Annotated in this window: 18 protein-coding genes, 1 pseudogene and 1 riboswitch; of the genes and pseudogenes, 4 read left to right on the top strand and 15 right to left on the bottom strand. The window is 61.4% G+C overall.

The window, feature by feature from the left end:
- Positions 1-231 precede the first annotated feature (231 nt).
- The 4 genes and pseudogenes from N2600_RS19850 to N2600_RS19835 all read right to left on the bottom strand — a co-directional run bounded on the left by N2600_RS19850 (position 232) and on the right by N2600_RS19835 (position 3413).
- Complete coding sequence (locus N2600_RS19850) at positions 232-1458, bottom strand: SLC13 family permease (protein ID WP_260109500.1); 1227 nt, start codon at positions 1456-1458, stop codon at positions 232-234.
- A gap of 190 nt (positions 1459-1648) precedes the next feature.
- Positions 1649-2001 (bottom strand): annotated as a pseudogene (locus tag N2600_RS19845) (TSUP family transporter); the annotation flags it as partial.
- A gap of 89 nt (positions 2002-2090) precedes the next feature.
- Positions 2091-2993 carry a universal stress protein gene (locus N2600_RS19840; protein ID WP_260297196.1) on the bottom strand — a complete coding sequence of 301 codons (903 nt, stop codon included), beginning with the start codon at positions 2991-2993 and terminating at the stop codon, positions 2091-2093.
- A gap of 108 nt (positions 2994-3101) precedes the next feature.
- Complete coding sequence (locus N2600_RS19835) at positions 3102-3413, bottom strand: hypothetical protein (protein ID WP_222386946.1); 312 nt, start codon at positions 3411-3413, stop codon at positions 3102-3104.
- A 694-nt stretch (positions 3414-4107) separates the two neighbouring features.
- On the opposite strand from N2600_RS19835, the gene N2600_RS19830 reads away from it, so the two are divergent.
- Positions 4108-6639, top strand: a complete 2532-nt coding sequence (locus N2600_RS19830; RefSeq protein ID WP_170259926.1) for a methyl-accepting chemotaxis protein — start codon at positions 4108-4110, stop codon at positions 6637-6639.
- 266 nt (positions 6640-6905) lie between these two features.
- On the top strand, positions 6906-7703 hold the full coding sequence (locus N2600_RS19825) for a hypothetical protein (protein ID WP_260109496.1): 798 nt from the start codon (positions 6906-6908) through the stop codon (positions 7701-7703).
- Positions 7704-7797: 94 nt separating this feature from the next.
- On the opposite strand, the gene N2600_RS19820 is transcribed toward N2600_RS19825, so the two are convergent.
- The 9 genes from N2600_RS19820 to N2600_RS19780 all read right to left on the bottom strand — a co-directional run bounded on the left by N2600_RS19820 (position 7798) and on the right by N2600_RS19780 (position 19177).
- Positions 7798-10968 carry an efflux RND transporter permease subunit gene (locus N2600_RS19820; RefSeq protein WP_260109495.1) on the bottom strand — a complete coding sequence of 1057 codons (3171 nt, stop codon included), beginning with the start codon at positions 10966-10968 and terminating at the stop codon, positions 7798-7800.
- Between the two features lie 46 nt (positions 10969-11014).
- Entirely contained in the window at positions 11015-12214 is a 1200-nt protein-coding gene (locus tag N2600_RS19815; RefSeq protein WP_260297194.1) for an efflux RND transporter periplasmic adaptor subunit, read from the bottom strand.
- A 391-nt stretch (positions 12215-12605) separates the two neighbouring features.
- On the bottom strand, positions 12606-13739 hold the full coding sequence (locus N2600_RS19810) for a calcium:proton antiporter (protein ID WP_260297193.1): 1134 nt from the start codon (positions 13737-13739) through the stop codon (positions 12606-12608).
- Between the two features lie 293 nt (positions 13740-14032).
- On the bottom strand, positions 14033-14740 hold the full coding sequence (locus N2600_RS19805) for an SDR family NAD(P)-dependent oxidoreductase (RefSeq protein WP_017968035.1): 708 nt from the start codon (positions 14738-14740) through the stop codon (positions 14033-14035).
- Positions 14741-14905: 165 nt separating this feature from the next.
- The gene (locus N2600_RS19800; protein ID WP_017968034.1) at positions 14906-15256 is read right to left on the bottom strand and encodes a ribbon-helix-helix domain-containing protein; all 351 of its coding nucleotides are present in this window, start codon (positions 15254-15256) and stop codon (positions 14906-14908) included.
- Between the two features lie 25 nt (positions 15257-15281).
- Positions 15282-15878, bottom strand: coding sequence for a DJ-1/PfpI family protein (locus N2600_RS19795; RefSeq protein WP_064250232.1), 597 nt, complete (start codon positions 15876-15878; stop codon positions 15282-15284).
- Between the two features lie 105 nt (positions 15879-15983).
- Positions 15984-16376, bottom strand: coding sequence for a DUF779 domain-containing protein (locus N2600_RS19790; protein WP_260297191.1), 393 nt, complete (start codon positions 16374-16376; stop codon positions 15984-15986).
- A 166-nt stretch (positions 16377-16542) separates the two neighbouring features.
- Complete coding sequence (adh, locus tag N2600_RS19785) at positions 16543-18051, bottom strand: aldehyde dehydrogenase (protein ID WP_017968031.1); 1509 nt, start codon at positions 18049-18051, stop codon at positions 16543-16545.
- A 166-nt stretch (positions 18052-18217) separates the two neighbouring features.
- Positions 18218-19177 carry a helix-turn-helix domain-containing protein gene (locus N2600_RS19780; RefSeq protein ID WP_222310860.1) on the bottom strand — a complete coding sequence of 320 codons (960 nt, stop codon included), beginning with the start codon at positions 19175-19177 and terminating at the stop codon, positions 18218-18220.
- A gap of 208 nt (positions 19178-19385) precedes the next feature.
- On the opposite strand from N2600_RS19780, the gene msrB reads away from it, so the two are divergent.
- Positions 19386-19871 (top strand): peptide-methionine (R)-S-oxide reductase MsrB, encoded by a 486-nt coding sequence (msrB, locus tag N2600_RS19775; RefSeq protein WP_260109492.1) that lies wholly within the window; start codon positions 19386-19388, stop codon positions 19869-19871.
- 145 nt (positions 19872-20016) lie between these two features.
- On the opposite strand, the gene N2600_RS19770 is transcribed toward msrB, so the two are convergent.
- Both N2600_RS19770 and N2600_RS19765 read right to left on the bottom strand, forming a co-directional pair.
- Positions 20017-21231, bottom strand: a complete 1215-nt coding sequence (locus N2600_RS19770) for a TIGR03862 family flavoprotein (RefSeq protein ID WP_260297189.1) — start codon at positions 21229-21231, stop codon at positions 20017-20019.
- Positions 21232-21300: 69 nt separating this feature from the next.
- Positions 21301-21723 (bottom strand): MerR family transcriptional regulator, encoded by a 423-nt coding sequence (locus tag N2600_RS19765; protein WP_138334972.1) that lies wholly within the window; start codon positions 21721-21723, stop codon positions 21301-21303.
- Positions 21724-21794: 71 nt separating this feature from the next.
- Between N2600_RS19765 and N2600_RS19760 the strand changes: the two genes are divergently transcribed.
- The gene (locus N2600_RS19760) at positions 21795-24047 is read left to right on the top strand and encodes a heavy metal translocating P-type ATPase (protein WP_260297185.1); all 2253 of its coding nucleotides are present in this window, start codon (positions 21795-21797) and stop codon (positions 24045-24047) included.
- A gap of 160 nt (positions 24048-24207) precedes the next feature.
- Positions 24208-24432: riboswitch (cobalamin riboswitch) on the top strand.
- Positions 24433-24513 lie beyond the last annotated feature (81 nt).

Raw genomic sequence — 24513 nt, 5'->3', positions numbered from 1 at the left:
CCTGCGGGCCTTTTGCGTTTCTGCTTACCGGTGGGTCGAGACCTTGCCCCCAAGTTTTATCCAGTTTTGAGTTCGCTCCAGCGGTTTTTGGTTGCTGTTGTTGGTTCGGTAGCGGCGGGTTGCGGTGCGGAGCCATGGTCGCCATCATCGCGATCTGGATTGGTGTCGGTCTGATCACATGGACAATGATGCTGAAGGTTATCTCAGTTCGAGCCTGAGTGCCAGGCATGCCTAAAGAGGCATGAAACCACCGAGCCACAACCAGAGGCCAGCGAAGACCATGGATAGGAGTGTGATCGGTACGCCAGCTTTCGCGTGATCCCGAAAAGTCAGCCGTACCCCTTGGGCTGAGGCACGCTCGGCCACGATCAGATTTGCAAGGCTTCCGACCAGAAACAGGTTTCCGGCCAGCGTCGAAAGAATGGCGAGGCCGACCAGGACCCCCTCCGGGATCTCTTGCCAGACCTTCAGGATCATCACCACGGCGGGAACATTGCCGATCGTGTTGCTCAGAAAAAGCGAGATCGGCACAAGGAACGAAACTCGATCGGGAAGGAGGCCATGGGCGGCGAGCATCCGCACGGCCTCCTCCGGAATTCCGGTCCGCGCGAAGGCGTCGTTGACGACGAACAAGGCCGCAAACAGGATCAGCAATGGCAGATCGATTTCGCCGAAGAGTTGTCGGGTCGGAAGGGTGCGGCTTACGATCAGGCAGGCGGCGACCAAAAGAGCCGAGATCTCGCGTGGCAGCGGCGTGGCAAACAAGACAAGCAGCGCAAGAAGGGCGACGGTACAGATTCCAACCTGAGCGCGGTCGAAGGCTACAGGCTCGAGGGGTGCGCCGTCGTCTGCCGCTGCGAGACTTGATCGCCAGATGAACGCGATACATCCGAAACTGAGAACAAGACCTGCGATCGCCGGGATGACGGCCTGCGCGAAATAGGGCCAGAACCCCAGCGCGCCGGCCTGACCGATGAGGATGTTTTGTGGATTGCCGATCAAGGTGGCGGCCGAACCCGCATTGCTGGCCGCGGCGAGACCAAGCAGGAATGGCCGTGGGTCGAGTTTCCGCACTTTGAGGCCGGTGCACAGCAGCGGCGTCATGGCGAAAACAACGATATCGTTGACAAGGAAGGCGGAGAGGATGCCGCCGACCGTGATCGTCAAGGCGAGCAGGCGCAGCGGCCTGCCTGCCTGGCCCGCTATCCAAACCGACGCCGCATCGTAGAAGCCGCTTGCACCAACACGCGCGGAAAGGATCATCAAGCCGCCAAGCAAAAGCAAGGTCGGAAAATGGATCGCTTCGCTCATCCCGTCGACGGGAACTGCCCCGAGAGCGACTAGCGCGACTGCGACGATCATTGCGATGCCGGCGCGGTCGATCCTAAGTCCTGGGACGCGTCCCAATGCCATCCCGAGATAGGTGAGCCCGAAGAGAATAACGACGAGATTTGTCATTGTGTGAGGTCGTCCATCGCGTCCGTTTACGATCGCACCATTGTGTCGACAAAGGCCGGCAGCCGGTCAAGCGGCTCCTGACCTGCCCACTTCTTGTTTCGCTAATTTCCAACGCGAGTAGAGACGCTCTCCACTGCAGTTTCTCCGGCCTCGCATCGTCGCCTGTCATCTGATTGTGGTGAAGATCTCCGCTTATGATCTTGTAGAGCGCCGCCGATTTCAGGCGCGTTGCCCATCCCGCCCCAAACCATGCACCGAACAGGCTTCCACCGAGCAGGTTGGAAACGATAAGCCAGTTCTCAGCGAGAGCGGCGAAAGGCACTGTTCCGGCGCGGAACGGCAGGGCGGTTGCGACCCCAACGAGGCTCATGGCCTTGTTAAGGATGGCCACTTCCAGGCCGCGAAACTGAAAAGGCCGATCAGAAGAGGCAAGCGGAACTCCGCGCCGCCAAGGCCAACCAGCCTGCCGAGGGTGCCGATAATTGCACCTCCGCCGAATGCAATGGGTAAGCTTCGAGACTGAGGTGCTGTCGTTGCGTTCATCGGTATTGCGGTCGATAGCGCCTGATGGAAATATCGACTCTGTAGCGGCTTTCGTTGGCCCATGCCAGTCACATACCCGCCAAGTGTAGCTAATGCTTCATCATTATCGGAAGCGTTCTATGTGACAACAGATAGCGAGTGACGCGGCCGAGCAGCAACTCCAAGAAATATCCGTGCTTGTAGGCGCCGATCAGCAGGCAGGTGGCCTTCTCGGTTTTTGCGAAATCGAGGATCGTTTCGCCGACGGAGCGGCCGCCTGAGTTGATCGCGATAACGTCGCCGTCGAGTCCGAGTTGCTTGAGCAGTTCCCGCGCCGTGAACTGATAACTTCCGTCGGGTCTGTCGTTGACGCAGAGAACGGTAATGCGATCGGCCGTCGCCAGCCAGTGTCTCGCCGCGACGACGGCGCGCTGCGCATGATCCTGCGGCTTCCAGCCAATCACGACATGGCCGAGCAGGTTGCCGGCATATTGGCCGGGTGGCGGCACCAGCACCAACTTGCGTTCGTTGAACAGGATGTCGTGGAACGTGTCACGGGCATCCATGTTGCCATGGCACGGGGCAACGACGAGCGCCGTCTCATGGCATTCGGTCGTCACGCAACGATCGAGATCGCCGCGGCAATCGTCGAGAAGGAGCCGGTCTCGACCAGGCTTACCTTGCTTCCAATCCTCGAAAGCGCGTGCGACACGCTCGAACCGCTGCGACGGCGAGCCTTCATCGTGTTCTCTCAGTAGCTGCAGGTCGATCTCCTCGGCCGCAGCGATCATCCTTTCCGGATCCGCACCGACGTGGGCGGCGGCCATGGTGCCATTGATGGCACCTGCGGCATCCTCGGCGATATCAAGGCAAGAGCGCGCTGTTGCCGGATCGGGCAGCAATGCGAGAATATCGGCATGGACGGTGATCTCATGCACATGGTCGGCGAAGATGACACCAGCCGGTTGTGACGGCGGTCTCGACGGGCCGTCACTTGAGAGCACATGGTTCATGTCGGACCTCCTTCCACGATGCTTGCATCGCTCCCAGTCCACAGAACTTCATTTTACGCCCGCGTCGCCTGGCTCGCAACGCCGCCGGCGGTGCAGGATTGTTCAAGGTCACCCGTTCGATTGATGGGCGCCTCCGGCCGACGCTGCGAAAATGTCCCAATATAGAGATCCCCGCCAAAACTCGTGCGCAAAGGCGCCGCCTCGGTAAGCTTGAAACTGCGGGTCCCGGCGTTCGGCGCGCAGGGACGCCACGTCGGACCAGCCTTCCTCCGCGAAGCCGCTGGCGAACTCGAACATGTGGGTGACGAAGAACATGCGCGCACGATCGTCGAGCGAGGTGGCGACGATCTGCCGGGCGATCTCCGTGCCTTCGCGTTCGTTGGTCGCAGCGAAGGACTCGTTGAACGACGAATCCCTCAAACTTTTGCCAGAGCTTCAGGTCCTTGGCGGCGCAGCGTGCTGACGAGCAATTGAACCAGAATATCGTATCACTGTAGCGGCCCGCGCGCGCTTCTTCCCCCAAAAGAGTGAGCAAGAGATCGGCCCACCTTTGGCCCGATATCAAAGACATGGACCTTCCGCTGCCCGCGGCTGCCAATACGTCGATATCTTCTGCGATGGCGGTCGGAACCTTCAATGTCTTCGATCGGTTCGTACGCGTGAAGTGGAGGAACTGATCATGCCCGCAAAAAACGCTGCCCCATCCGAGAAGGGCATTCCTAAAGACCAGCGCGTCAATCGCCCCGACCACAAGGAAGCGCCACCGGACCCTGACGATCGCAAAGATCCGCCCCGAGATACGAGGGAGGCGCCCGTGCCCAACCCAAACAGCGAGCCTGTCGACAAATCTTAGCGCCGCCAGATCGTCGCCAATTGACTTGAGGATTAGCGGAGCATTTGCCGAGGATCAGCAAAAGCAACGGCAATGGAGAGCGTTTGTTGAAGACGTTGCCCATAATCCGGGTGAATCGATGGATGTCATCACAGATATCGCCGCATTTCTGATGCCTCATGCCTCGACAGATGAGGCGTGCATAATCCTCGGATCAACCCATTTATCGGTTCTTAAGCAAAGAATGACAGTTTGGCTCCGACCGGTGGTGGGGGTGCATTCGTGGTAAATGGTTTGATGTCGCAGGTTCGCATTCAGACGAAGGTGCTGGTACTTTTGGCGCCATTCGTCATTAGCCTATGCGCAGTGGGGCTGACGGGCTATTACGCGGCCAGCCTTCTCGAAGGTCGGATGGAGATCTCCAACCATGTTTTGCAGTCCCTGAACGGATTCAAACATGTTTCTTCCAGCATGACCGGCTTTCTGATGAAGCCGTCGCAGGAAGCCCGTGATACCGCGCTTGCGGATGCCCGAGAGCAACTGGGCAACCTGAAGCAGACGATCGAGAGCCTAAGGCCGACGACCGATGTGGGGCTTCTTGACCGGGCACTCGATCAATCGCAAATCATCCCGCAGAAGATCGAAGCGATCTGGCAAATCGAAACGGGGCAGCAGAAAATTCTCAGTGATGTTGACGCTGCTTCCGCGGCACTTCTTGATCTGCAAGGGCAGGTTGGCAAGCGCTCGTTCATGCTGATGGCTAGCGCGAAGAAGACGGAAAATGCCAACAAGGGCGGACTGAACAATTCCGTCTCCGTCAGCGCCGCCGCCAGTGTCGCGACAAAACTGCGTAATGACTATACGAATGCGATGACGCCGGCTGACAAAGTTAGCCTGTTAGCCAAATACGCGCCCGATTTGCAAAAGGCAAAGGAGCAGCTTTCGCCTGCGGTCGCGACCGACAAACAAGCGTTCGCCGCGCAGTATGCCGCTGCTGTGGACGTCATTGCCAACGCTTCGAAGGTGTCGCCTGACACTTTGGATGTCCCAGCAACGGATGCCACCGTTGCCAATCTTGCTGTAACTGGCGACAGTCTCAAGGCGGTTGGCGACGATCTGATGCGAACCTCCGTGGTCGCGCTTGCCGCGTCGGACAAGGATATTTCGCAGGCGACGAATGTCGGCAACGAACTGCGCGCCATCGTTAACAGCAATAACGAGATCCGCGTCGGCTTCGCCGAACTCGCCGGCAATCCAGACGACGCGCGAGTGAAGAAAGTCCAGCAGTCGATCTACATGTATCAGACCGAGCTCGGCCGTCTTGCCGGCGTGGTGAACGACGATCCTGTCTTTGCCGAAATTCCGAAGAAGGCTCAACCCGTCCTCGATCTGCTTGCAGCAAACGCTGCGGCGCTCTCCGAAGGTGCGGCGCGCAAGCTGGCGGAATTCGACAGCGCTGCTGCGCAGATCGACAACACCTGGAACCTGCTTGCTCAATTCGCCGAGACGCAAAGGCAAAATGCTGGGCAGGATCGTCAACAGGCCAATAGGATATCCGGTGGCGCCATTGTGTTCGGCATCCTGATCGCTATGACCGCGGGTGCCGCGCTGGTCGTCACCCTGAAGGGACCGATCACCCAGATTACCGCAGCGATGCGCAAGATCGCAGAGGGAAGGCTCGATACCGCAATCACCGGCGAGGCACGGGGCGACGAAATCGGGGAAATGGCCCGAGCGCTTTCCGTCTTCAAACAAAATGCGCTGTCGAATGTCGATATGGAACATCGGGCCGAGATCGCGCGGAGCGATGCGGAATCCGAGCGCGCCCGTAACGAACTCGAGCGACGTAGCGCCAAGGTCCAGGTTGACGCCGCAATCGAGGCGCTTGCAGAAGGGCTCACGCGGCTGTCGCGGGGAGAGTTGAATTTTTCGATCGATACGCCCTTTGCCGCCGACCTCGACCGGATCCGTACCGATTTCAACATGTCCGTCGCGGGTCTCAGGGAGACGCTTTGCGATATCCGCGAGACGTCTTCCCTCATCAGCGACAATGGCCGACAGATGGCGGAAGCCGTTGATGACCTGGCCAGCCGAACGGAAAAGCAGGCCGCCGCACTTGAGGAAACCGCAGCGGCAGTGGAGGAGATTTCTTCCGCCGTCAACACCTCTTCAGGACGGGCAGCAGCAGCGCTTGCGCTTGTCCAACGCGCCAAACAGGGCGCCGACGCCTCGGCTTCAGTGGTCCAAAACGCGGTTTCGGCCATGGGACGAATTGAGGACGCGTCGGGCAAGATCGTTCAGATTGTCAGCGCCATCGACTCCATCGCTTTCCAGACCAATCTCTTGGCCCTAAATGCAGGAGTCGAAGCGGCAAGAGCGGGTGAGGCCGGCAAGGGCTTTGCAGTCGTGGCGCAGGAAGTGCGAGAGCTGGCGCAGCGGTCGGCTCGCGCAGCCAAGGAAATCGGTGAGCTCATCAACAATTCCGTCCGAGAGGTTGCATCCGGCTCCGAATTCGTCGGTCGCACCGGCGATGCGCTGATGGAGATTTCCAGCGAGATCGTCCATATTGTCGGTCATATCGAGCTCATTGCCTCGTCAAGCCGCGACCAAGCGACGACACTCCATTCGATCAACGCATCGGTGAACGATATTGATCGTATGACGCAGCAAAATGCGGCGATGGTGGAAGAGACGAATGCTGCCACCAGACAGCTATCGTCCGAGGCGCTTGCACTTACCGACATGATTGCGCGCTTTCGGCTTGAAGGCCACGAGCGCGCGGCTTCAAGAGGGTACCAGACTGCGGCGGCATGACGGCAGCATGTATTCGCAGTACCTGTTAACTTGCTTTGAGATGGATGATTTCCGATCATCAGGCTGATGAGTGATACGTTTCCCTTGATCAGTTTTCAGGCGCACGATAGTTGCTAAAATAGCAATCTTCTAATATACGTGGAGCCGCCGTTTTAATATTTCCGCAGCGGCAAGCAACGTCCCTCCAACTGACGGGCGTTTATTATCCTATTCAGCAGGACGTTCGATTTCATGAAGTAGATTAGAGATTTATGGGAGGAGGAATAATGCGAAAATGGGCATCTTCTCTACTGACGGCCCCGCATGGAAGGCGTCTTCTTCTCTTTGCTATCTCGGGATTGCCAACGTTCTGCGCAGTGGTGCTCTTAGCTGGCGCCTCGTCCGCGCAGGCGCCGACCGAAGAGCAGCGCAATGCGATCAAGGCGGAATGTCGCTCCGATTTCATCGCGCAATGTTCAGGGGTGACGCCGGGCGGCATCGAGGCGCTCACTTGTCTGCAACAGCATAATGCCACACTGTCGGCGGGCTGCCGGAAGGCGGTGTCGGCGGTGAGCAAACCCAAGTCGACATCCGCGGAACCGGCCCCGGCTGCGCCCGCAACCACCGGGGCGACCACACCGGCGCCGGCGACGGCCGCACCGACGCAGGCGCAGCGCAATGCCGTCAAATCGGCTTGCCAACGCGATTTTATGGCGCAATGCTCTGGTGTCAAACCGGGCGGTACCGAGGCGCTCAGCTGCTTGCAACAGCACAGTGCCGCTCTATCGGCGCCGTGTCAGCAGGCCGTTGCGGCCTTGGGAGGATCAGCCTTGGGAGGATCAGCCGGATCAACCCCAGCCAGCGGTGCTGCCGCGACGGTTGCGACCACGCCTGTTCCTCGGACCATGATGCCGGCCTTCTCGCCGCGCGAGGAACTGATGATCCTGCGCGAAACCTGCGGATCGGATTTTCAGGCTCTGTGCCGCACGGTGCCTTTGGGCGGAGGACGGGCTATCGCTTGTCTGCGGGACAATTTGCAACGCGTGTCGCCTGCATGCCACCGGGTCCTGACCTCGGGATTATAGTGTCTGTTCGAAACTTGCGCAGTGAAGAGACTCAACAGCAACCTGCCTCCGCGTGAAACCGCTGGTGATTGCGCGACAGGCTGTTGCAACAGCCTTACTGAACCTTCGGCATCTCCGCCCCCGCGACGGCTGCTGTCTTTATGCGCCCTTTCCAATATTCCTCGAGGCGCTGCAGCAGGACGTAGAAGGACGGTACGAAGAGCACGGCGAGGCAGGTCGAGGCGATCATCCCGCTGAAGACCGATATGCCGATCGACTTGCGGGCGGATGCGCCGGCGCCCGTCGCCAGCACCAGCGGCAGGACACCGAGAATGAAGGCGAAGGACGTCATCAGAATCGGCCGGAAACGCAGGCGGGCGGCCTCGACTGCGGCATCCAGAATTTCCATGCCTTCCGCCCGCTTTTCCCGCGCATATTCGACGATGAGAATGGCATTCTTCGATGCCAGCGCAATCAGCAGGATGAGACCGATCTGCGTATAGAGATTGTTGGCAACGCCCGCCGCCGTCAGGGCCGCCACCGTGCCGAGGAGGGCGAGCGGCACGGCCAGAATGACCGCCAGCGGCAAGATCCAGCTTTCATATTGACCGGCGAGCACGAAATAGACGAGGAGGATGACGAGCGCGAAGACGAAATAGATCTGCCCGCCCACGGCCTTCTCCTGGTAGGATAGCGCCGTCCATTCGAAACTGGCGCCCGGCGGCAGCGTTCGATCGGCAATCTGCTCCATGACGTCGAGTGACTGGCCGGAGCTGAAGCCGGCGGCCGGCCCGCCAACGATCGTTGCTGAGGGGTAGAGATTGTAGAGGCTGATCAGGGAGGGGCCTTGAGTCGTCGTGACATCGACGACCGTGCCGAGCGGCACCATTGTCCCGTCACCGGCCTTGACCCTCAGCTTGCGGATATCATCCGCGCTGACCCGGAAATCGGAAGCGGCCTGCGCATAGACCTGGAAGGTGCGGCCGAATTTGTTGAACTGGGTCACATAGCTCGAGCCGACGTAGCCGGAGAGCGCCGAGAAAACCTGACCGACGGTAACCCCCAATGTCTCCGCCTTGATGCGGTCGACGGCGACTGCGAGTTGCGGCACGTTCGAGCGGAAGGGCGTGCTCAGCCTTTGCAGCGACGATTGGGCACTGCCGTTCTTGACGATCGTATCGGCAAGCGATTGCAGCAGCGGGTAGTCGGAAATGCCGTTCTTGATCTCGACCTGCATGGTGAAGCCGCTGGCATTGCCGACGCCCTGGATCGGAGGCGGCACGACCACCAGCGTCTTGGCGGCGAGCACGCTTTGCAGCGCGCCGTTCAGATGCTGGTAGATCGACAGCAGATCCTGCCCCTTCTGCTTGCCGCGCTCGTCCCAATCCTTCAGCACGACATATGCGACGCCGGCATTCTGCAGGCTGGCATTGTTGTCGAGAACGGAAATGCCGCTGATCGTCAGCACCTGATCGACGCCAGGTGTGGCTTCGGCGATCTTGCCGACCTCGTTCATTACGGCATCGGTGCGCTCCTTCGAGGCACCGTCAGGCAGTTGTGCACTGATCAGCACGTAACCTTGATCCTCGATCGGCAGGAACGCGGTCGGCAGGCGGGTGAGACCCCAGACGGCGACCCCGATCAGCACAATTGCCGCTATGGCCATGACACCGGCGTGGCGGGTCATCGATCCGATCAGCCCGGCATAGCCGCGTTCGCCTTTGTCGTAGACCCTGTTGAAGCCGCGATAGAGGGCGTTGCGTTTCTCGGGCGGGACCGGCGGCCGCAGCCAAAGGGCGCATTGCGTCGGTTTCAGCGTGGCGGCATTGATGGCGCTGATCAGCGCCGTGGCGGCGATGACGAGGGCGAATTGCCGATAAAGCTGTCCGGTCAGGCCGGGCAGGAAGGCGGCCGGAATGAAAACGGCCATCAGCACCAGCGTAATGCCGATGACCGGACCGAGGAGTTCCTCCATGGCCTTCTCGGCCGCCTGTCGGCCGGACATGCCCGCCTCGATGTGGCGGGCGACACCCTCGACGATGACGATGGCATCATCGACGACGATGCCGATGGCGAGAACGATGGCAAACAGCGTCGACAGGTTGACCGTGAAGCCCAATGCCGCCATGGCCGCGAAGGCGCCGATAATGGTGACCGGAACGGTGGTCGCCGGAACGAGCATTGCCCGCCAATCCTGCAGGAAAACGAGAATGACGATGAGAACGAGGACGCCCGCCTCGATCAAAGTGACGTAAACCTCGTCGATGGACGCCTTGACGAATTTCGTCGTGTCGAACGGCACATGATATTCGAGGCCCTGCGGGAAGCTCTTCGAGAGCTCCTGCATTTTTGCGCCCACCTCCTGCGCCACCGCAATGGCGTTGGCCTCCGGAAGCTGAAAAATGCCGATGCCGGCCGCCGGTCGGCCGTTCTGCATGAAGGACTGGCTGTAAGTCTGGGCGCCGAGTTCGACGCGACCGATATCGCGGATGCGCGTGACGCGGCCGCCTTCGCCGCTTTCGACCTTGACGACAATATTCTCGTAATCGGCAGCCTCGTTCAGCCGGCCGTTGACATTCAGCGTGTATTGGAAGACCTGCCCGTTCGGGACCGGCGGAATGCCGATCTGGCCGGCGGCGACCTCCTGGCTCTGCTGCTGCACCACGTTGACGATATCCTGCGGCGTCAGACCGCGTGCCTGCAGCAGGTTCGGGTCCATCCAGATACGCATGGCATACTGGCCGGCGCCGAAGACGGTGACGTTGCCGACGCCCGGCAGGCGGGCGAGTTCATTCTGCAGGTTGATGACGGCATAGTTCGACAGGAACAGGCTGTCATAGCGGCTGTCCGGCGAGGTCAGGCTGACGAAGCCGAGGATCGCCGTCGATTTTTTCTGTGTCGTGACGCCTTGAACCTGCACCGCTTCGGGAAGCGATGACATCGCTATGGCGACGCGGTTTTGCACCAGAACCTGCGCTTGATCGGGATCCGTTCCGATGGCGAAGGTCACCGTCAGCGAATAGGTGCCGTCGCTGGCGCTCGTCGACTGCATGTAGAGCATGTCCTGCACGCCGTTGACCTGCTGCTCGATCGGCAGAGCGACGGTGTCGATGAGGGTCTGGGCGCTGGCGCCTGGGAAGCGCGTCGTCACCTGCACCGTCGGCGGGACGACATTCGGATATTGCGCCACGGGCAGTTGGAACAGAGCCACCGCGCCGATGAGCACGAAGACCAACGCCAGAACGTTGGCGAGTACCGGTCGCTCGATGAAGAAGCGCGAGATCATGCTGTTGTCCTTAGACTAGACGGTCAGGTGAAGCATGGTGGCGAATTCATTGCGTGGTGGTGGTCTTTGCCTTGGTATCGCCAGCGGCAGCTGCCGGCGGGTTCATTCCGATCTTCTCGGGCGTGACCTTGCTGCCGGGGATGGCCTGCTGGATCCCTTGGGTTACGACCCAGTCTTCCGGATCGAGGCCGGAGTCGATGACACGAAGTGCACCTTCGCGCTGGCCGGTCTTGACCTGCTTCTGCTCGACGACGTCGTCCTTGCCGAGAACGAGCAGGTAGCTGCCCAGCTGGTTCGTTCCGATGGCATCGTCGCGCACCAGCAGAGCCTTGTCGTTATGGCCGACCGGCACCCGGACGCGCACGAAGAGACCGGGCAGCATGGCGCGGTCCTTGTTGTCGAACAGGGCGCGTACCTGAAGCGTGCCTGTGGAGGCATCGAGCTGCGGCGAGACGTAATCGAGATGTCCCTTGTGTGGGTAACCTTCTTCCGTCTGCAGGCCGAGCTCTGCCGGGATACTCGGAAGATCCGTCTGCTTGAAGGTATGTCCCTGCTTTGCCAGCGTTTCCTTGATCATCAGCACCTGTGTTTCGCTGACGTTGAAATAGGCATAAAGCGGATCCGTCTGGACGATGCTGGCAAGCTTGGTGGGGCCTGATACGCCGACAAGTGCGCCGATATCGACGAGGTGATCGGTGACGGTACCGTCGAAGGGGGCAAGCACTTCGGTATATCCGAGGTTGATCGTCGCGAGATCGAGATTGGCCTGTGCATTGAGGATGGACGCATTCGCCTCGTCGAGTGTCGCCTTGGCGCTGTCGACCGCGGTCTGCGTGGTGACCTGTTGCTTCGATAGATTGAGCTGCCGGTCGTATTCCTGCTTCGCGCCGACCTGAGATGCCTGTTGCGAGGCAAGCGATGCTTTGGCCTGATCCAGTTGGGCCTGGTAGGTGTTACGCTCAATTCCGAAGAGCTTGGTGCCCTTCATCACCATCATGCCGTCCTGGTAGTCGATCGATTGGATGTAGCCTTGGACGCGCGCCTCGATATCGACGGAGTTGAGCGGTGCGGTGTTGCCGGTGAGTTCAAAATAGAGCGTTACCGGTTGCTGGACCGGCTGGGCGACACGAACCGGAGGTGGCGGCGGTGGAACGTAAGCGTTGCCGCTTTCCTGGCATCCACCGAGAATTGCCATGCCGAGCAGCGCCACGGAAAGTTGTAGACTCTGATACAATCTCACACGCATTGCCGCCGCCCCGACATCATGAGCCTACTTAAGAAATGTGCAGTAATTTCAAAGATCCACAGCGTCCTTTTGCGCGTCTGAAAAAGACGCGCGACGCTGTAGTCTCCATGCGTGCTTCGGCGGAGACCACCCTTCTCCGAAAGTTCCGGGCATGCGATATTATGTCGCGGCATTGCTAAAAATTGCAATAGCTGCTGGTGCACAATTAAACTGTGAGCTTGTCCTCGACGGACGCCGTGCTGCGGCTACGGTTTCCCGAGGGCCACGTAGGTCCTGCAGCCACCGCGATTGCGTGCAAGCTGTGCAGTAGATCCCGTCATCATAGCGGAAGACTGACCGAGCGCGGAACTCTTTACTTTCCGGATCTTGTGCGGCGGCAATCGGGCGGGTTTCATTGCTGGAAAATCAGCAGCACGTAAGCCAGGAAAAGCACCAGATGGACAGCGCCTTGCATGAGATGCGTGCGGCCGCTGGCAAAGGTGATGATGCTGACAGCAAGAGTAAGCAGGAGCATCACCAGATCTCCATGCTCCAGGCCGAGTGTCACGGGGTGTCCGTAGAGCTGACTGACAACGAGCATCGCCGGCACCGTCAGCCCGATCGTCGACAGCACCGAACCAAGGAAGATGTTGACGGAGCGCTGGAGATTATTGGCGATGGATGCACGCACGGCGCTGACTGCTTCAGGCGTCGCGACGAGGATGGCCATGACAACACCGCCAAATGCGGTTGGAGCATGCAGGGTTTCGATAATGTAATCGATCGGCCGGGCAAGCTGTTCGACGAGAAAGACGACAGGACCCATATGGGCGAAAAGCAGAATGGCATGAAGCCAGACCCGTCCATGACGAGGGACACGTTCGCTGATGCGCTCGTGACGGTTGCTGTCGTCGGTGAAATAGTCGCGATGGCGGCCGGCCTGAAGGAACAGAAACGTAGCGTAAAGGCCGACCGATATTATACCCAGTATCAGTTGTCTCGGTGCAGATGGATGCTGACCCTCCGGCCCCGCAAGAAATGTCGGCATCACCAGGCTCAGGGTCGCCAGCGGTACGATGACCCCGAGATAGGCGTTGGCGCCCTGCAGGTTATGCTGCTGTTCCGGTCGCCGCCATGCGCCCAGCAGCAAGGACAGGCCAACCATGCCGTTCAGGATGATCATGACGACTGCGAAAAGGGTGTCGCGCGCAAGTGTGGGATTGTTCTCGCCGTGAAGCATGACGGCTGATATTGCCATCACCTCGATTGAGGTGATGGCAAGCGTCAGAATGAGCGTGCCGTAAGGCTCCTTCAGCCGCTCTGCCAAATGATCCGCGTGCCGGACAACCGACAGAGCGGAGCCAAGGACGGCAGCGAACAGCCACGCGAAAACGACAGTGAACCAAAGCGGATCGGAAAGCTGCCCGAAGAGTTGCTCCTGGAAAACAAGAAACGCCAAGCTCGTCGCGACGCTGACACCCAGGAACCATTCCTCGCGTATCAGGCTGCTTGCGCCGACAGCGCGCAATGCCGGACCGTCGGTCATCGAAACCACCCGCCTTCTGGCAAATGCCGCCGCAATGCGATCATCAAAACCATTGTGTCCGCCCACTGTCTCCTGCCCGCCCCATGAGCAGGCGCAGACGAGGCTGCCTCAAGGTGAACCGAAGCTCAAGCCAGATCGTGTGTCACTGACTAAAACTTGCAGGTTCTCTATCTCATCATCCATTGTTCCCGACAAAGGGACTGCCGAAACAGAGGGCAAGCCGAGGCGCCCGGCCAACGCGCGGCGCGGGCGGTTGTAGTGCGTTGCGGCTGCTGCTCGCGCCGCGTCTTCCATTATTCGCGACCGGTCGCCGGGATTGCCGCGCCGGTCACGACAGCTGCGGCCGGCGAAATCAGGAAGGCGATGAGGCGGGCGATCGATTGCGGCGATACCCAGCCGTCCGTCTTCGCATCGGGCATGGCCGCGCGGTTCTCAGGCGTGTCGATCGTCCCAGGCAGGATGCAGTTGGCGGTGATGCGGTCGTCGCGGCATTCGGCAGCGATCGCCTCGGTCAGCCGGATGACGGCGGCTTTCGAGGCGGCGTAAGCGGCCTGCTTGGCGCCGGCCTTCAGGCCGGGTGCGGCGGCGATATGAACGATGCGGCCGTAGCCCGCGGCCTTCATGGTCGGGAGAACCGCGGCGCTGATCGTCAGGGCAGTGCGGGCGTTTGCAGTCATCATCGTCTCCCACTGCGCGGGGGCCTCCGGCCCGATCGGTCCCATCTGGAAACCGCCGACGGTGTTGACCAATGCACTGACGCCGCCGAAGCGCTTGACGGCCCGGGCGACAGCGGCGGCGCAGGAAGCATAATCGGTGAGATCTGTTCCCGCGATCGACAGAAAATCGGTGGAAGCTGGAAGATCGCCGGCCAAGGCTTCCAACTCGTGGCTCGAACGGTTCATGCAGACGAGTTTTGCGCCGGCGCTGGCAAGCTCGCGGACAACGGCGCTGCCGAGGTTGCCGCCGGCTCCCGTCACGATCACGGCTTTCTGTTCGTTCATGGCAATCGATCTCCTGACGTGCCCGCGCTGGACGCTGCCGCACATTGTTGATCCAGGCTGCGCGGCAGCGCAAGCCCGCCGCCCAAGACAAGGTCAGATGTTTGCGGAACGGCCCGCGGAGTTATCCGCGGGCCGTTCGTCTTTGATCGTCTGTCGGACCTGATTTCAGTGATATTTCGCCCGTTCTCGGCCGAGGATGACAGGCGCGTCGAGGCCGGCGATCGGACGGGTGACATCGGCCGGAATGTCGCCGGTGAGCTGCAGGTCGAGATAGCGAGCGCAGCAGACCCGCAGGAAGGACGTGAAGTTGCCGAGATCGTGGCCGGCATCGATCGATTCATGATGCAGCCGGGTGATCAGCTGGACGACATTCATGCCGTCGCGCCGCGCGATTTCCTCCAGCTTCGCCCAGAAGAAGTTCTCCAGCCTGACGCTGGTGACCATGCCGTCGATGCGCAGCGACCGGGTGGTGCTTTCCCAGAGCCGAGCATCCGCCTTGATGAACAGTTCACACATATCATCCTCCCCAGTGCAGCCCTCCTCAGGCGGCGTTGGTTTCGAGCAGTGCTGCGGCATCGAGCACGGCCATGAACTGGCGCAGCCACGACGGATGCGCCGGCCAGGCCGGCGCCGTGACCAGATTGCCGTCCGAGACTGCATCGGTGATTGCGATGTCGGCATAGATGCCGCCGGCAAGTTCGACTTCCGGCCGGCAGGCGGGATAGGCCGAGCAGGTTCGGCCCTTCAGCACACCGGCAGCGGCAAGCAGCTGTGCGCCGTGGCAGATGGCGGCAACCGGTTTTCCGGCATCGAAGAAGTGCCGGACGGATTTGATGACGTCGGCGTTGAGGCGTAGATATTCGGGCGCACGGCCGCCGGGAATGACGAGGGCATCGTAATCTTCGGCGCGCACGCTATCGAAGGTGGCATTCAGCGCGAAATTATGGCCGCGTTTTTCGGAATAAGTCTGGTCGCCTTCGAAATCATGAATGGCGGTCGCGACGGTGTCGCCGGCCTTCTTGCCGGGGCAGACGGCATCGACGGTATAGCCGCAGGCGAGCAGCGTCTGGAACGGCACCATCGTTTCGTAATCTTCGGTGAAGTCACCCGTGATCATCAGGATCTTTGAGGCTGGCATCGTTTCCTCCCTTTGAAACCAACTGGCGGAGATTAGCAAAGAGCTTCTGCGAGCAGGTACTATAGGAATACTACAGGCGAAATTCCCACCCGACGGGCGACGGCATCAGACCGCCCTGACCTTCACATCAGGCACTGCGCAAGCCTCGCCGCCGCCGAAGAGACGGGAACGAGTGAGGAAGCGTTTCTCGCGGCCATTGTCGAGCGAGAACATGCCGCCGCGTCCCGGCACGACGTCGATGATCAGCTGCGTATGTTTCCACGCCTCGAACTGGCCAGCGCCGATATAGACCGGCACGCCGCCGATCTCGCCGAGCTTGACGTCGCTGTCGCCGATCATGAATTCGTTAGCCGGATAACACATCGGCGAGGAGCCGTCGCAGCAGCCGCCGGACTGGTGGAAGAGAATATCGGGATGATCCCGCTTGATTTCCAAGATCAAATCGAGGGCGGCGTCGGTTGCGAGAACACGGGGTTCGCCGTTGACGGTGGGTTCCATGGCTGCTCCTTCAGCGCATAACCCCGAAAATCGGATCGATTTTCGGAAGGATCATACGCAAATTCAAAGCGTTAGAGCGTCATGCGGGATGCGTGGCGCTCTAAAGACAAGGCCTTCTCCCCCGTGTCGGGGAGAAGGCTTTTCATCATAACACCATTGGCTGCCCTCAGAAGAAGCCGAGTGCCTTCGGGCTGTAGCTCACCAGCATGTTCTTGGTCTGCTGGTAGTGGTCGAGCATCATCTTGTGGGTTTCACGGCCGATGCCCGACTGCTTGTAGCCGCCGAAGGCGGCATGGGCTGGGTAGGCGTGATAGCAGTTGGTCCAGACCCGGCCGGCCTGAATCTCCCGGCCGAAGCGGTAGCAGCGATTGGCATCGCGGCTCCAGACACCGGCGCCGAGACCGTAGAGCGTGTCGTTGGCGATTTCGAGCGCTTCCTTCTCGTTCTTGAAGGTCGTGACCGAAACAACCGGTCCGAAGATTTCTTCCTGGAACACACGCATCTTGTTGTGACCCTTGAAGATCGTCGGCTTGACGTAATAGCCATTCGCCAACTCGCCGCCGAGATCGTTGCGCGAGCCGCCGGTCAGCACTTCCGCGCCTTCCTGCTTGCCGATATCGAGATAGGCGAGGATCTTTTCCAGCTGCTCCGTCGAGGCCTGGGCGCCGATCATTGTTGCGGTGTCGAGCGGGTTGCCCTGCTTGATCGCCTCGACGCGTTTGACGGCCTTTTCCATGAAGCGGTCGTAGATCGATTCCTGGACGAGGGCGCGGCTCGGGCAGGTGCAGACTTCGCCCTGGTTGAGGGCAAACATCGCAAAGCCTTCGAGCGCCTTGTCGAGGAAGTCGTCGTCTTCGGCCATCACATCGGCGAAGAAGATGTTCGGCGATTTGCCGCCGAGTTCCAGCGTCACCGGAATGAGGTTCTGGCTGGCATATTGCATGATCAACCGGCCTGTCGTCGTCTCGCCGGTGAAGGCGATCTTGGCGACGCGCTGGCTGGTCGCCAGCGGCTTGCCGGCTTCGAGGCCGAAACCGTTGACGATGTTGAGCACGCCGGGCGGCAGGAGATCGCCGACGAGTTCGGCCCAGAGCAGGATCGAGGCCGGTGTCTGTTCGGCGGGCTTCAGCACGACGCAGTTGCCGGCGGCAAGCGCAGGTGCCAGCTTCCAGGTGGCCATCAGGATCGGGAAGTTCCACGGAATGATCTGGCCGACGACGCCGAGCGGCTCATGGAAGTGATAGGCCACGGTATCGTGGTCGATCTCGCCGATCGAGCCTTCCTGGGCGCGAATGCAGGAGGCGAAGTAGCGGAAGTGGTCGATCGCCAGCGGAATGTCGGCCGCCATGGTTTCGCGGATCGGTTTGCCGTTGTCCCAGGTCTCGGCCTGGGCGAGCAATTCCAGCTTGTCTTCCATGCGCTGGGCGATCTTCATGAGGATATTGGAGCGCTCGGCAGCGGAGGTGCGGCCCCATTTTTCCTTAGCCGCATGGGCGGCGTCGAGCGCGAGATTAATGTCCTTTTCATTGGAGCGGGGAATGTCGCAGAGCTTGCCGCCGGTAACGGGCGTCAGGTTTTCGAAGTATTTCCCCTCGACCGGCTCGCGCCATTCGCCGCCGATATAGTTGCCGTATTTCAGTTTGAACGGCGACTCGACGATTTTCTGATGAAGCATGTCATCCTCCCTTGATGATCCAGGTTCCCAAGCGAACCAGTGGGAGGAAAATGTGCATATTTTGGCGGAGGGAATAGGGCGGGTCTTCCATACCGCACTGCACAGTGTCGCAGACCTGCGACAGCGTCGCGTCAAGATTGCTTCAGGAGCGGAACCTTTACCCTGATCAGTGGAGATCGAGCTTCTTCATCTTCCTGTGCAGCGTGGCGCGGCTGATGCCAAGCGCGATCGCCGCCTGCGAGACATTGCCGCCGGCGCGCGACAGTGCCCGTAGCAGTGCCGCCTTTTCCGCCTCGACGATCTCGTCCTGCTGGGAGACGCCAGCCTCGTGCAGGGCATCGGCGGCAGGAATGCCGGCGGCGATGCGCTTGTCGTCCAACTGCAGTGCGATGCGGGCAGCGCGCGTTGCGCCGAGCACCAGATCATGCCTGTCGACGGCAAGCAGAGCGGCGGCGGAATTGGCGCCTGCCGGGACCATCAGGAAACGCGCGCCGGCAAAGGCCGAGCGGAAAAGGTTGAGCTCGATGCGCATCGCCGCATCGCGCACGGTCTGCGTCAGGATTGCCAGCGTCATCTCGTTGACGTCGTCGCGGCATGTGGAGATGTCGAGGGCTGCTGCCACTCGGCCACGATGATCGCGGATTGGTGCCGTCGTGCAGCTGAGGCTGGTATTCGAGCAGAAAAAATGCTGATCGCGGAAGATGGCGACGGCACGCTCGTCGGCAAGTGCAGTGCCGATGCCGTTGGTGCCGATGCTGGCCTCGGTCCAGACCGAGCCGGTCCACAGGCCGAGTTCACGGAATTCCTTGTCGTCGCCGGCAGCCCCCCGGCGCTCCAGCGCGATGCCGTTCTTGTCGGTCAGAAGCAGGCAGCAGCCCGCCCTGCCAACGGTGGTAAAGAGACGATCGAGCTCTTCCGTCGCGCTGGCGATCAGCTGTTCGGACTGCTCGCGCGCACGGCGGAATTCCTGGTCGGTGAGGCGCAGTGGAGCCCGCTGGTCCTCGGGGGCGAGCTGGTGCATGGTCATGCACCGCCGCCATGAGGCGACTACAGGAGAACTGGCTGCCGCAGAATCGCGCTGGGCAGACGTGTAGACGTGCTCGGCGTGCGCAGAGTGTTCGTGCATCGGCTCCTCCCACCGAAGTTCAGCACATTCTGATGGAAAAGCGGCTGGTTTGCAATCGGCCGGTACTGGCGGTCGTCAGCATGCGGCTCTTCCTGACGAAAGTGGCGGAGATCACATTTCGGTGTTTGGGCGGCCATGGCGTAACAAATGACGCCTCTCTCTCGTAGTTCTGTACGGTAGAAGGTTTGCGAGATGAGGAGATCCGACCATGCTGAATAGACGATTGTTGCTGATGGGCGCCGCTTTTGGGGCGTTTGCGGTTCGCCTGGGCCCGGCCGGCAAGGCGATCGCCGCCGAGACGTTTGCGGTGACGCACACCGACGAGGAATGGCGCAAGCTGCTGACGCCGGATCAATATGTCATCCTGCGCCGGGCGGGGACGGAACAGCCCTTCACCAGTGCCTTGCTGCATGAGGAGCGAAAGGGCAATTTCGCCTGCGCCGGCTGCGACCAGGACCTCTTTTCCTCGACCACCAAATTCGACAGCGGCACCGGCTGGCCGAGCTTCTGGGCGCCGCTCGAAAAAGCCGTCGGCACCACGAGCGACACGACTTTCGGCATGGTGCGCAACGCCGTGCACTGCAGCCGCTGCGGCGGGCATCTCGGCCATGTCTTCGATGACGGCCCGAAGCCAACCGGGCTTCGCTACTGCATGAATGGGCTCGCCATGACATTCCGTCCCGCCTCGGCCTGACCGAGAGATGGCCTTGTCCGATGCAGACGACTGCCTGCGGCTAGAACAGGATGATTTTAGGCCGGGTCGGCCTAAAATCTGAATCCTGTTCTAAATTAAGAGCTGGAGCATGATGTCGTCCGAAAACCGATCACACTTCTCGGCATCATGCTCTGCGCTGCAACCAGGCCTCTATGCCGCGCGCTGCCGCCCGGCCGGTCGCCAGGCAGGCGGTGAGGAGATAGCCGCCGGTCGGCGCTTCCCAGTCGAGCATCTCACCGGCGACGAAGGTGCCCGGCAGCGCCTTCAACATGTAGCTGTCGTCGATGCTGCTCCAGCGGATGCCACCGGCCGAGGAGATCGCCTCGCCGATTGGCCGGGTCTCGATCACCGGCACCGGCAGCGCCTTGATCATGCCGGCGAGACGCTCCGGATCGGCTCGGTCGCGCTCGGGAGCGAGTTCGCGCAGCAGCGCCGCCTTGACGCCGTCGAGGCCGGCACCCTTGCGCAGGCGGTTTGAAAAGCTCGATTTGGCATCCTGCCGCGCAAGGTCGCGGCTCAGCCTCTCGGTGGTGCGGCCGGGTGCGAGGTCGAGGGTCAGGGCAGCGCTGCCGTGGTTCAGCAGCCGGTCGCGGAGGCTGGCGGTGTGGGCATAGATCAGGCTGCCCTCGATGCCGCTCCCGGTGATGACGAATTCGCCGGGAAATGTGCCGGCCTCGGATGTTGCGGTGACCGACTTTACCGGCTCGCCGGCGAAACGCTCGCTGAAGCTACCGCTCCAGCCAACGGCGAAGCCGCAATTGGCGGGTTTAAAGGGTTCGATCTCGACGCCTCTCTCCGATAGCCGAGTCAGCCAGCTTGCATCGGAGCCGAGACGCGGCCAGCTTGCGCCGCCGAGCGCCAACAGGGCTGCGTCGCAATGGACGATGCTGCGCCCTTCGAGCGTTTCGAAAGCATAACCATCTTCGGCAAAACCGGTCCAGCGGTGGCGGGTGCGCAGCGTAGTGCCCTGCGCCTCCAGTCGCCTGAGCCAGGCGCGCAGCAAAGGCGAGGCCTTCATCACCTTCGGGAACACCCGGCCGGACGAGCCGACGAAGGTCTCGGTCCCGAGCCCTGCTGCCCAATCCCTGATATCATCAGGGGTAAAGGCATCAAGAGCGGGGCGCAGATGGGCGGAAGCCGCGCCGAAGCGCGTGGTGAAACGGGCGTAATCCTCGGAATGGGTGATGTTGAGACCCGACTTGCCGGCCAAGAGGAACTTGCGGGCGAAGGTCGGCATGGCGTCGTAGACCGTTACCGCGTGACCGGAACGGGACAACAGTTCGGCAGCCGCGAGACCCGCCGGGCCGCCGCCGATGATCGCAATCCGTTTCTGGTTCATGGATGTCTTCGCCCGATTCTGTCTGCATTCAGTTTTGGCGCGGGCGCGGACCGCCTGCAAGGGCAGCGGTCAGTGGTGCGGATGTGTGCACTGGCCGTGGTCGGCGAGCACCTCGATGACTCGGCATTGGTCGACGCGGCCGTGGCCGCAGCCTTCCACCATGGTTTCCAGCTCGGCCTTCAGCGCCATCAGGCTGCGGATGCGCTGCTCGACTTCGATGAGACGCGCCTTGGCGATGGCGTCGGCCGAGGCGCAGGACTGGTACGGATCATCCTGCAGGGTGAGCAGCGTGCGGATCGCCTCGATCTCGAAGCCGAGTTCGCGGGCGTGGCGGATGAAGGCGAGGCGGCTGATATCGGCGGGCTCGAAGGAGCGCTGGTTGCCCTCGCTGCGGCTCGGCGCCGCGAGCAGGCCGATGCTCTCATAATAACGGACCGTCGGCACCTTGACGCCGCTTTGGCGAGCAGCTTCACCAATGGTGATCTTTTTCATGATTTTCCTCTTGCACCTCTAGTCGCTAGAGGATGTAGGAGGGATGCTTCTGTTTGACAAGGAAGCGGATGATGGCTGAGAGCGAGACACGATACCGGGTTGGCGGCATGGATTGCGCCGGCTGCGCAACCAAGATCGATACGGCGGTCAGACGCGTGGCGGGTGTCGCCGATGTTTCCGTCTCGGTGATGGCGGGCACGATGACCGTCCGGCACGATGGCAGCAGCGATCTCAAGGTGATCGAGAGGAAGGTGACGGGGCTCGGCTATTCCGTCGCGCCGCTTGCTGGAAGCGCTGCGCCTGCGCGCACCCAGGGCTCGCAGCATCGTCACGACCATGGACATGACTGCGGCGATCACGCGGGCCATGACCATGATCATGCAAGTCATGACCACGACCACCCTCACGATCATGGCGAGAAGGAAATCGAGGGGCTGCACGGGAATGACCACGCGCCGATGGCGGGACTCTGGTGGCAGAGCCGGAAGGGCCGGCTGACCATCCTTTCCGGTGCCGCACTCGTTGCCGCCTACACCGTCGGCCATCTTGTGCCGGCGATTGCGTCCTATGCCTTCATCGTCGCCATGCTGGTCGGGCTGGTGCCGATCGCGCGGCGCGCTATCATTGCCGCCCTATCAGGTACACCGTTCTCGATCGAGATGCTGATGACGATTGCCGCCGTCGGCGCCGTCATCATCAATGCCGGCGAAGAGGCGGCAACCGTCGTATTCCTGTTCCTCGTCGGCGAGATGCTGGAAGGGGTGGCGGCCGGCAAGGCGCGCGAAAGCATCCAGTCGTTGGCGGGTCTGGTGCCGAAGAATGCGCTGCTCGAAGACAATGGGCAGACGCGGGAAGTGCCGGCAGAAAGCCTTTCGGTCGGCGCGACTATCATGGTTCGTCCTGGCGACCGTATCTCTGCGGACGGCATCATCATCTCAGGCGAGAGTGCAATCGACGAGGCGCCGGTGACGGGCGAGAGCACGCCGGTGCGCAAGGGCGTCGATGCCGTCGTTTTTGCCGGCACGGTCAATGGCGATGCGGTGCTGAGGGTTCGCGTCACGGCGGCGGCCGCCGACAACACCATCGCCCGTGTCGTCAAGCTGGTGGAGGAAGCGCAGGAATCGAAGGCGCCGACCGAACGCTTCATCGATCGGTTTTCGCGCTATTACACGCCCGGCGTGGTCGTGGTTGCAGCACTGGTCGCGGTCGTTCCGCCGCTGCTGTTTGCCGGCCCGTGGGGCGAATGGGTCTATAAGGGCCTTGCGATCCTCTTGATCGGCTGCCCCTGCGCACTCGTCATTTCGACGCCGGCGGCAATCGCCGCCTCGCTTTCATCAGGTGCGCGGCGCGGGCTGTTGATGAAGGGCGGCGCGGTGCTGGAAACGCTCGGCAAGGTGACGATGGTCGCCTTCGATAAGACAGGCACGCTGACGGATGGCAGGCCTCAGGTCACCGATATCATCTCCTTCGGATTGAGCGAGGCGCAGGTGCTGTCGCGCGCGGCGGTGCTGGAGCAAGGCTCCAGCCATCCGCTGGCGCTGGCGATCCTCAACCGCGCCAAGTCAGTCGGCGTTCCCGTGCCGCCGGCCTTCGAGCTGGAAGCGCTGCCGGGCAAGGGCGTCAGCGGCAAAGTCGGCGGCGAGACGCTGGACCTGCTGTCGCCGCCCGCCGCCCGTGAGCGCGGGGCGCTCAGTGCTGAACAGGATGCACGCATCGCGGCGCTGAACGACGAGGGCAAGAGCCTGTCGGTGCTGCTCGTCAACGGTGTTGCGGCGGGTTTGATCGCCATGCGCGACGAGCCGCGCGAGGATGCCGAGGCCGGGCTCGCTGCCCTCAAATCAGCAGGCGTCAAGGCGATGATGTTGACGGGCGACAACAAGCGGACGGCGGCAGCCGTTGCCGGCATGCTCGGCACAGACTGGCGCGGCGAGATGATGCCTGAGGACAAGCAGCGGGTCGTCGGCGAATTGAAGCACCAGGGCTTCATCGTCGCCAAGGTCGGCGACGGCATCAACGATGCTCCGGCGCTGGCTGCTGCCGATATCGGCATTGCTATGGGCGGCGGCACCGATGTGGCGCTCGAGACGGCGGATGCCGCCGTGCTGCACGGACGCGTCGGCGACGTGGCGCGGATGATCGAACTTTCCAAACGCACGATGCGCAACATCCTGCAGAATATCACCATCGCACTCGCGCTGAAGGCGGTGTTCCTGGTGACGACGATCGCCGGTATCACCGGGCTCTGGCCGGCGATCCTCGCCGATACCGGCGCCACCGTGCTGGTGACGATCAACGCGTTGCGGCTGCTTCGGATAAAGATGTGAACCTTCGGGGAGCCGGCTTCTGCCGGCTCTTTTCTGACGGGTTCTAAACAGCGCTTTTCCGTTAACGCTTCGTTATCCACATCATACACAGGCGCGGCGATTCATTGCCGCCATTGCTGCGTCGCCACAACAACTTGTTGACGTCATCAGCGATTCGAGTACCATATCTAGTGTTCGAGGTTCCGTCGATTCGTGAGGATCGGCGGCTAAGACGGGAATACGGTGCGCTTCGCCATCATGGCGCGGCAATGCCGGAGCTGCCCCCGCAACTGTAAGCGGCGAGCAACTGTCCGATTTCAGGTCACTGGAGCATGATGCTCCGGGAAGGCTGGGGCAGGCGCTTTGACCCGTGAGCCAGGAGACCTGCCTCGAACGAAACGTCCACGGGCGGGGTGTCCGGAAGGTCGCGTTGCGTTGCTGCGGGGAATCTCCGCATCGCGTTTCGCAGGCCCGAGCCTCCGCCCCC

Origin of the sequence: Rhizobium sp. WSM1274, from assembly GCF_025200775.1 — a bacterium.
Taxonomy (GTDB): domain Bacteria; phylum Pseudomonadota; class Alphaproteobacteria; order Rhizobiales; family Rhizobiaceae; genus Rhizobium; species Rhizobium leguminosarum_I.
This window is presented reverse-complemented; position numbering and strand designations above follow the sequence as displayed.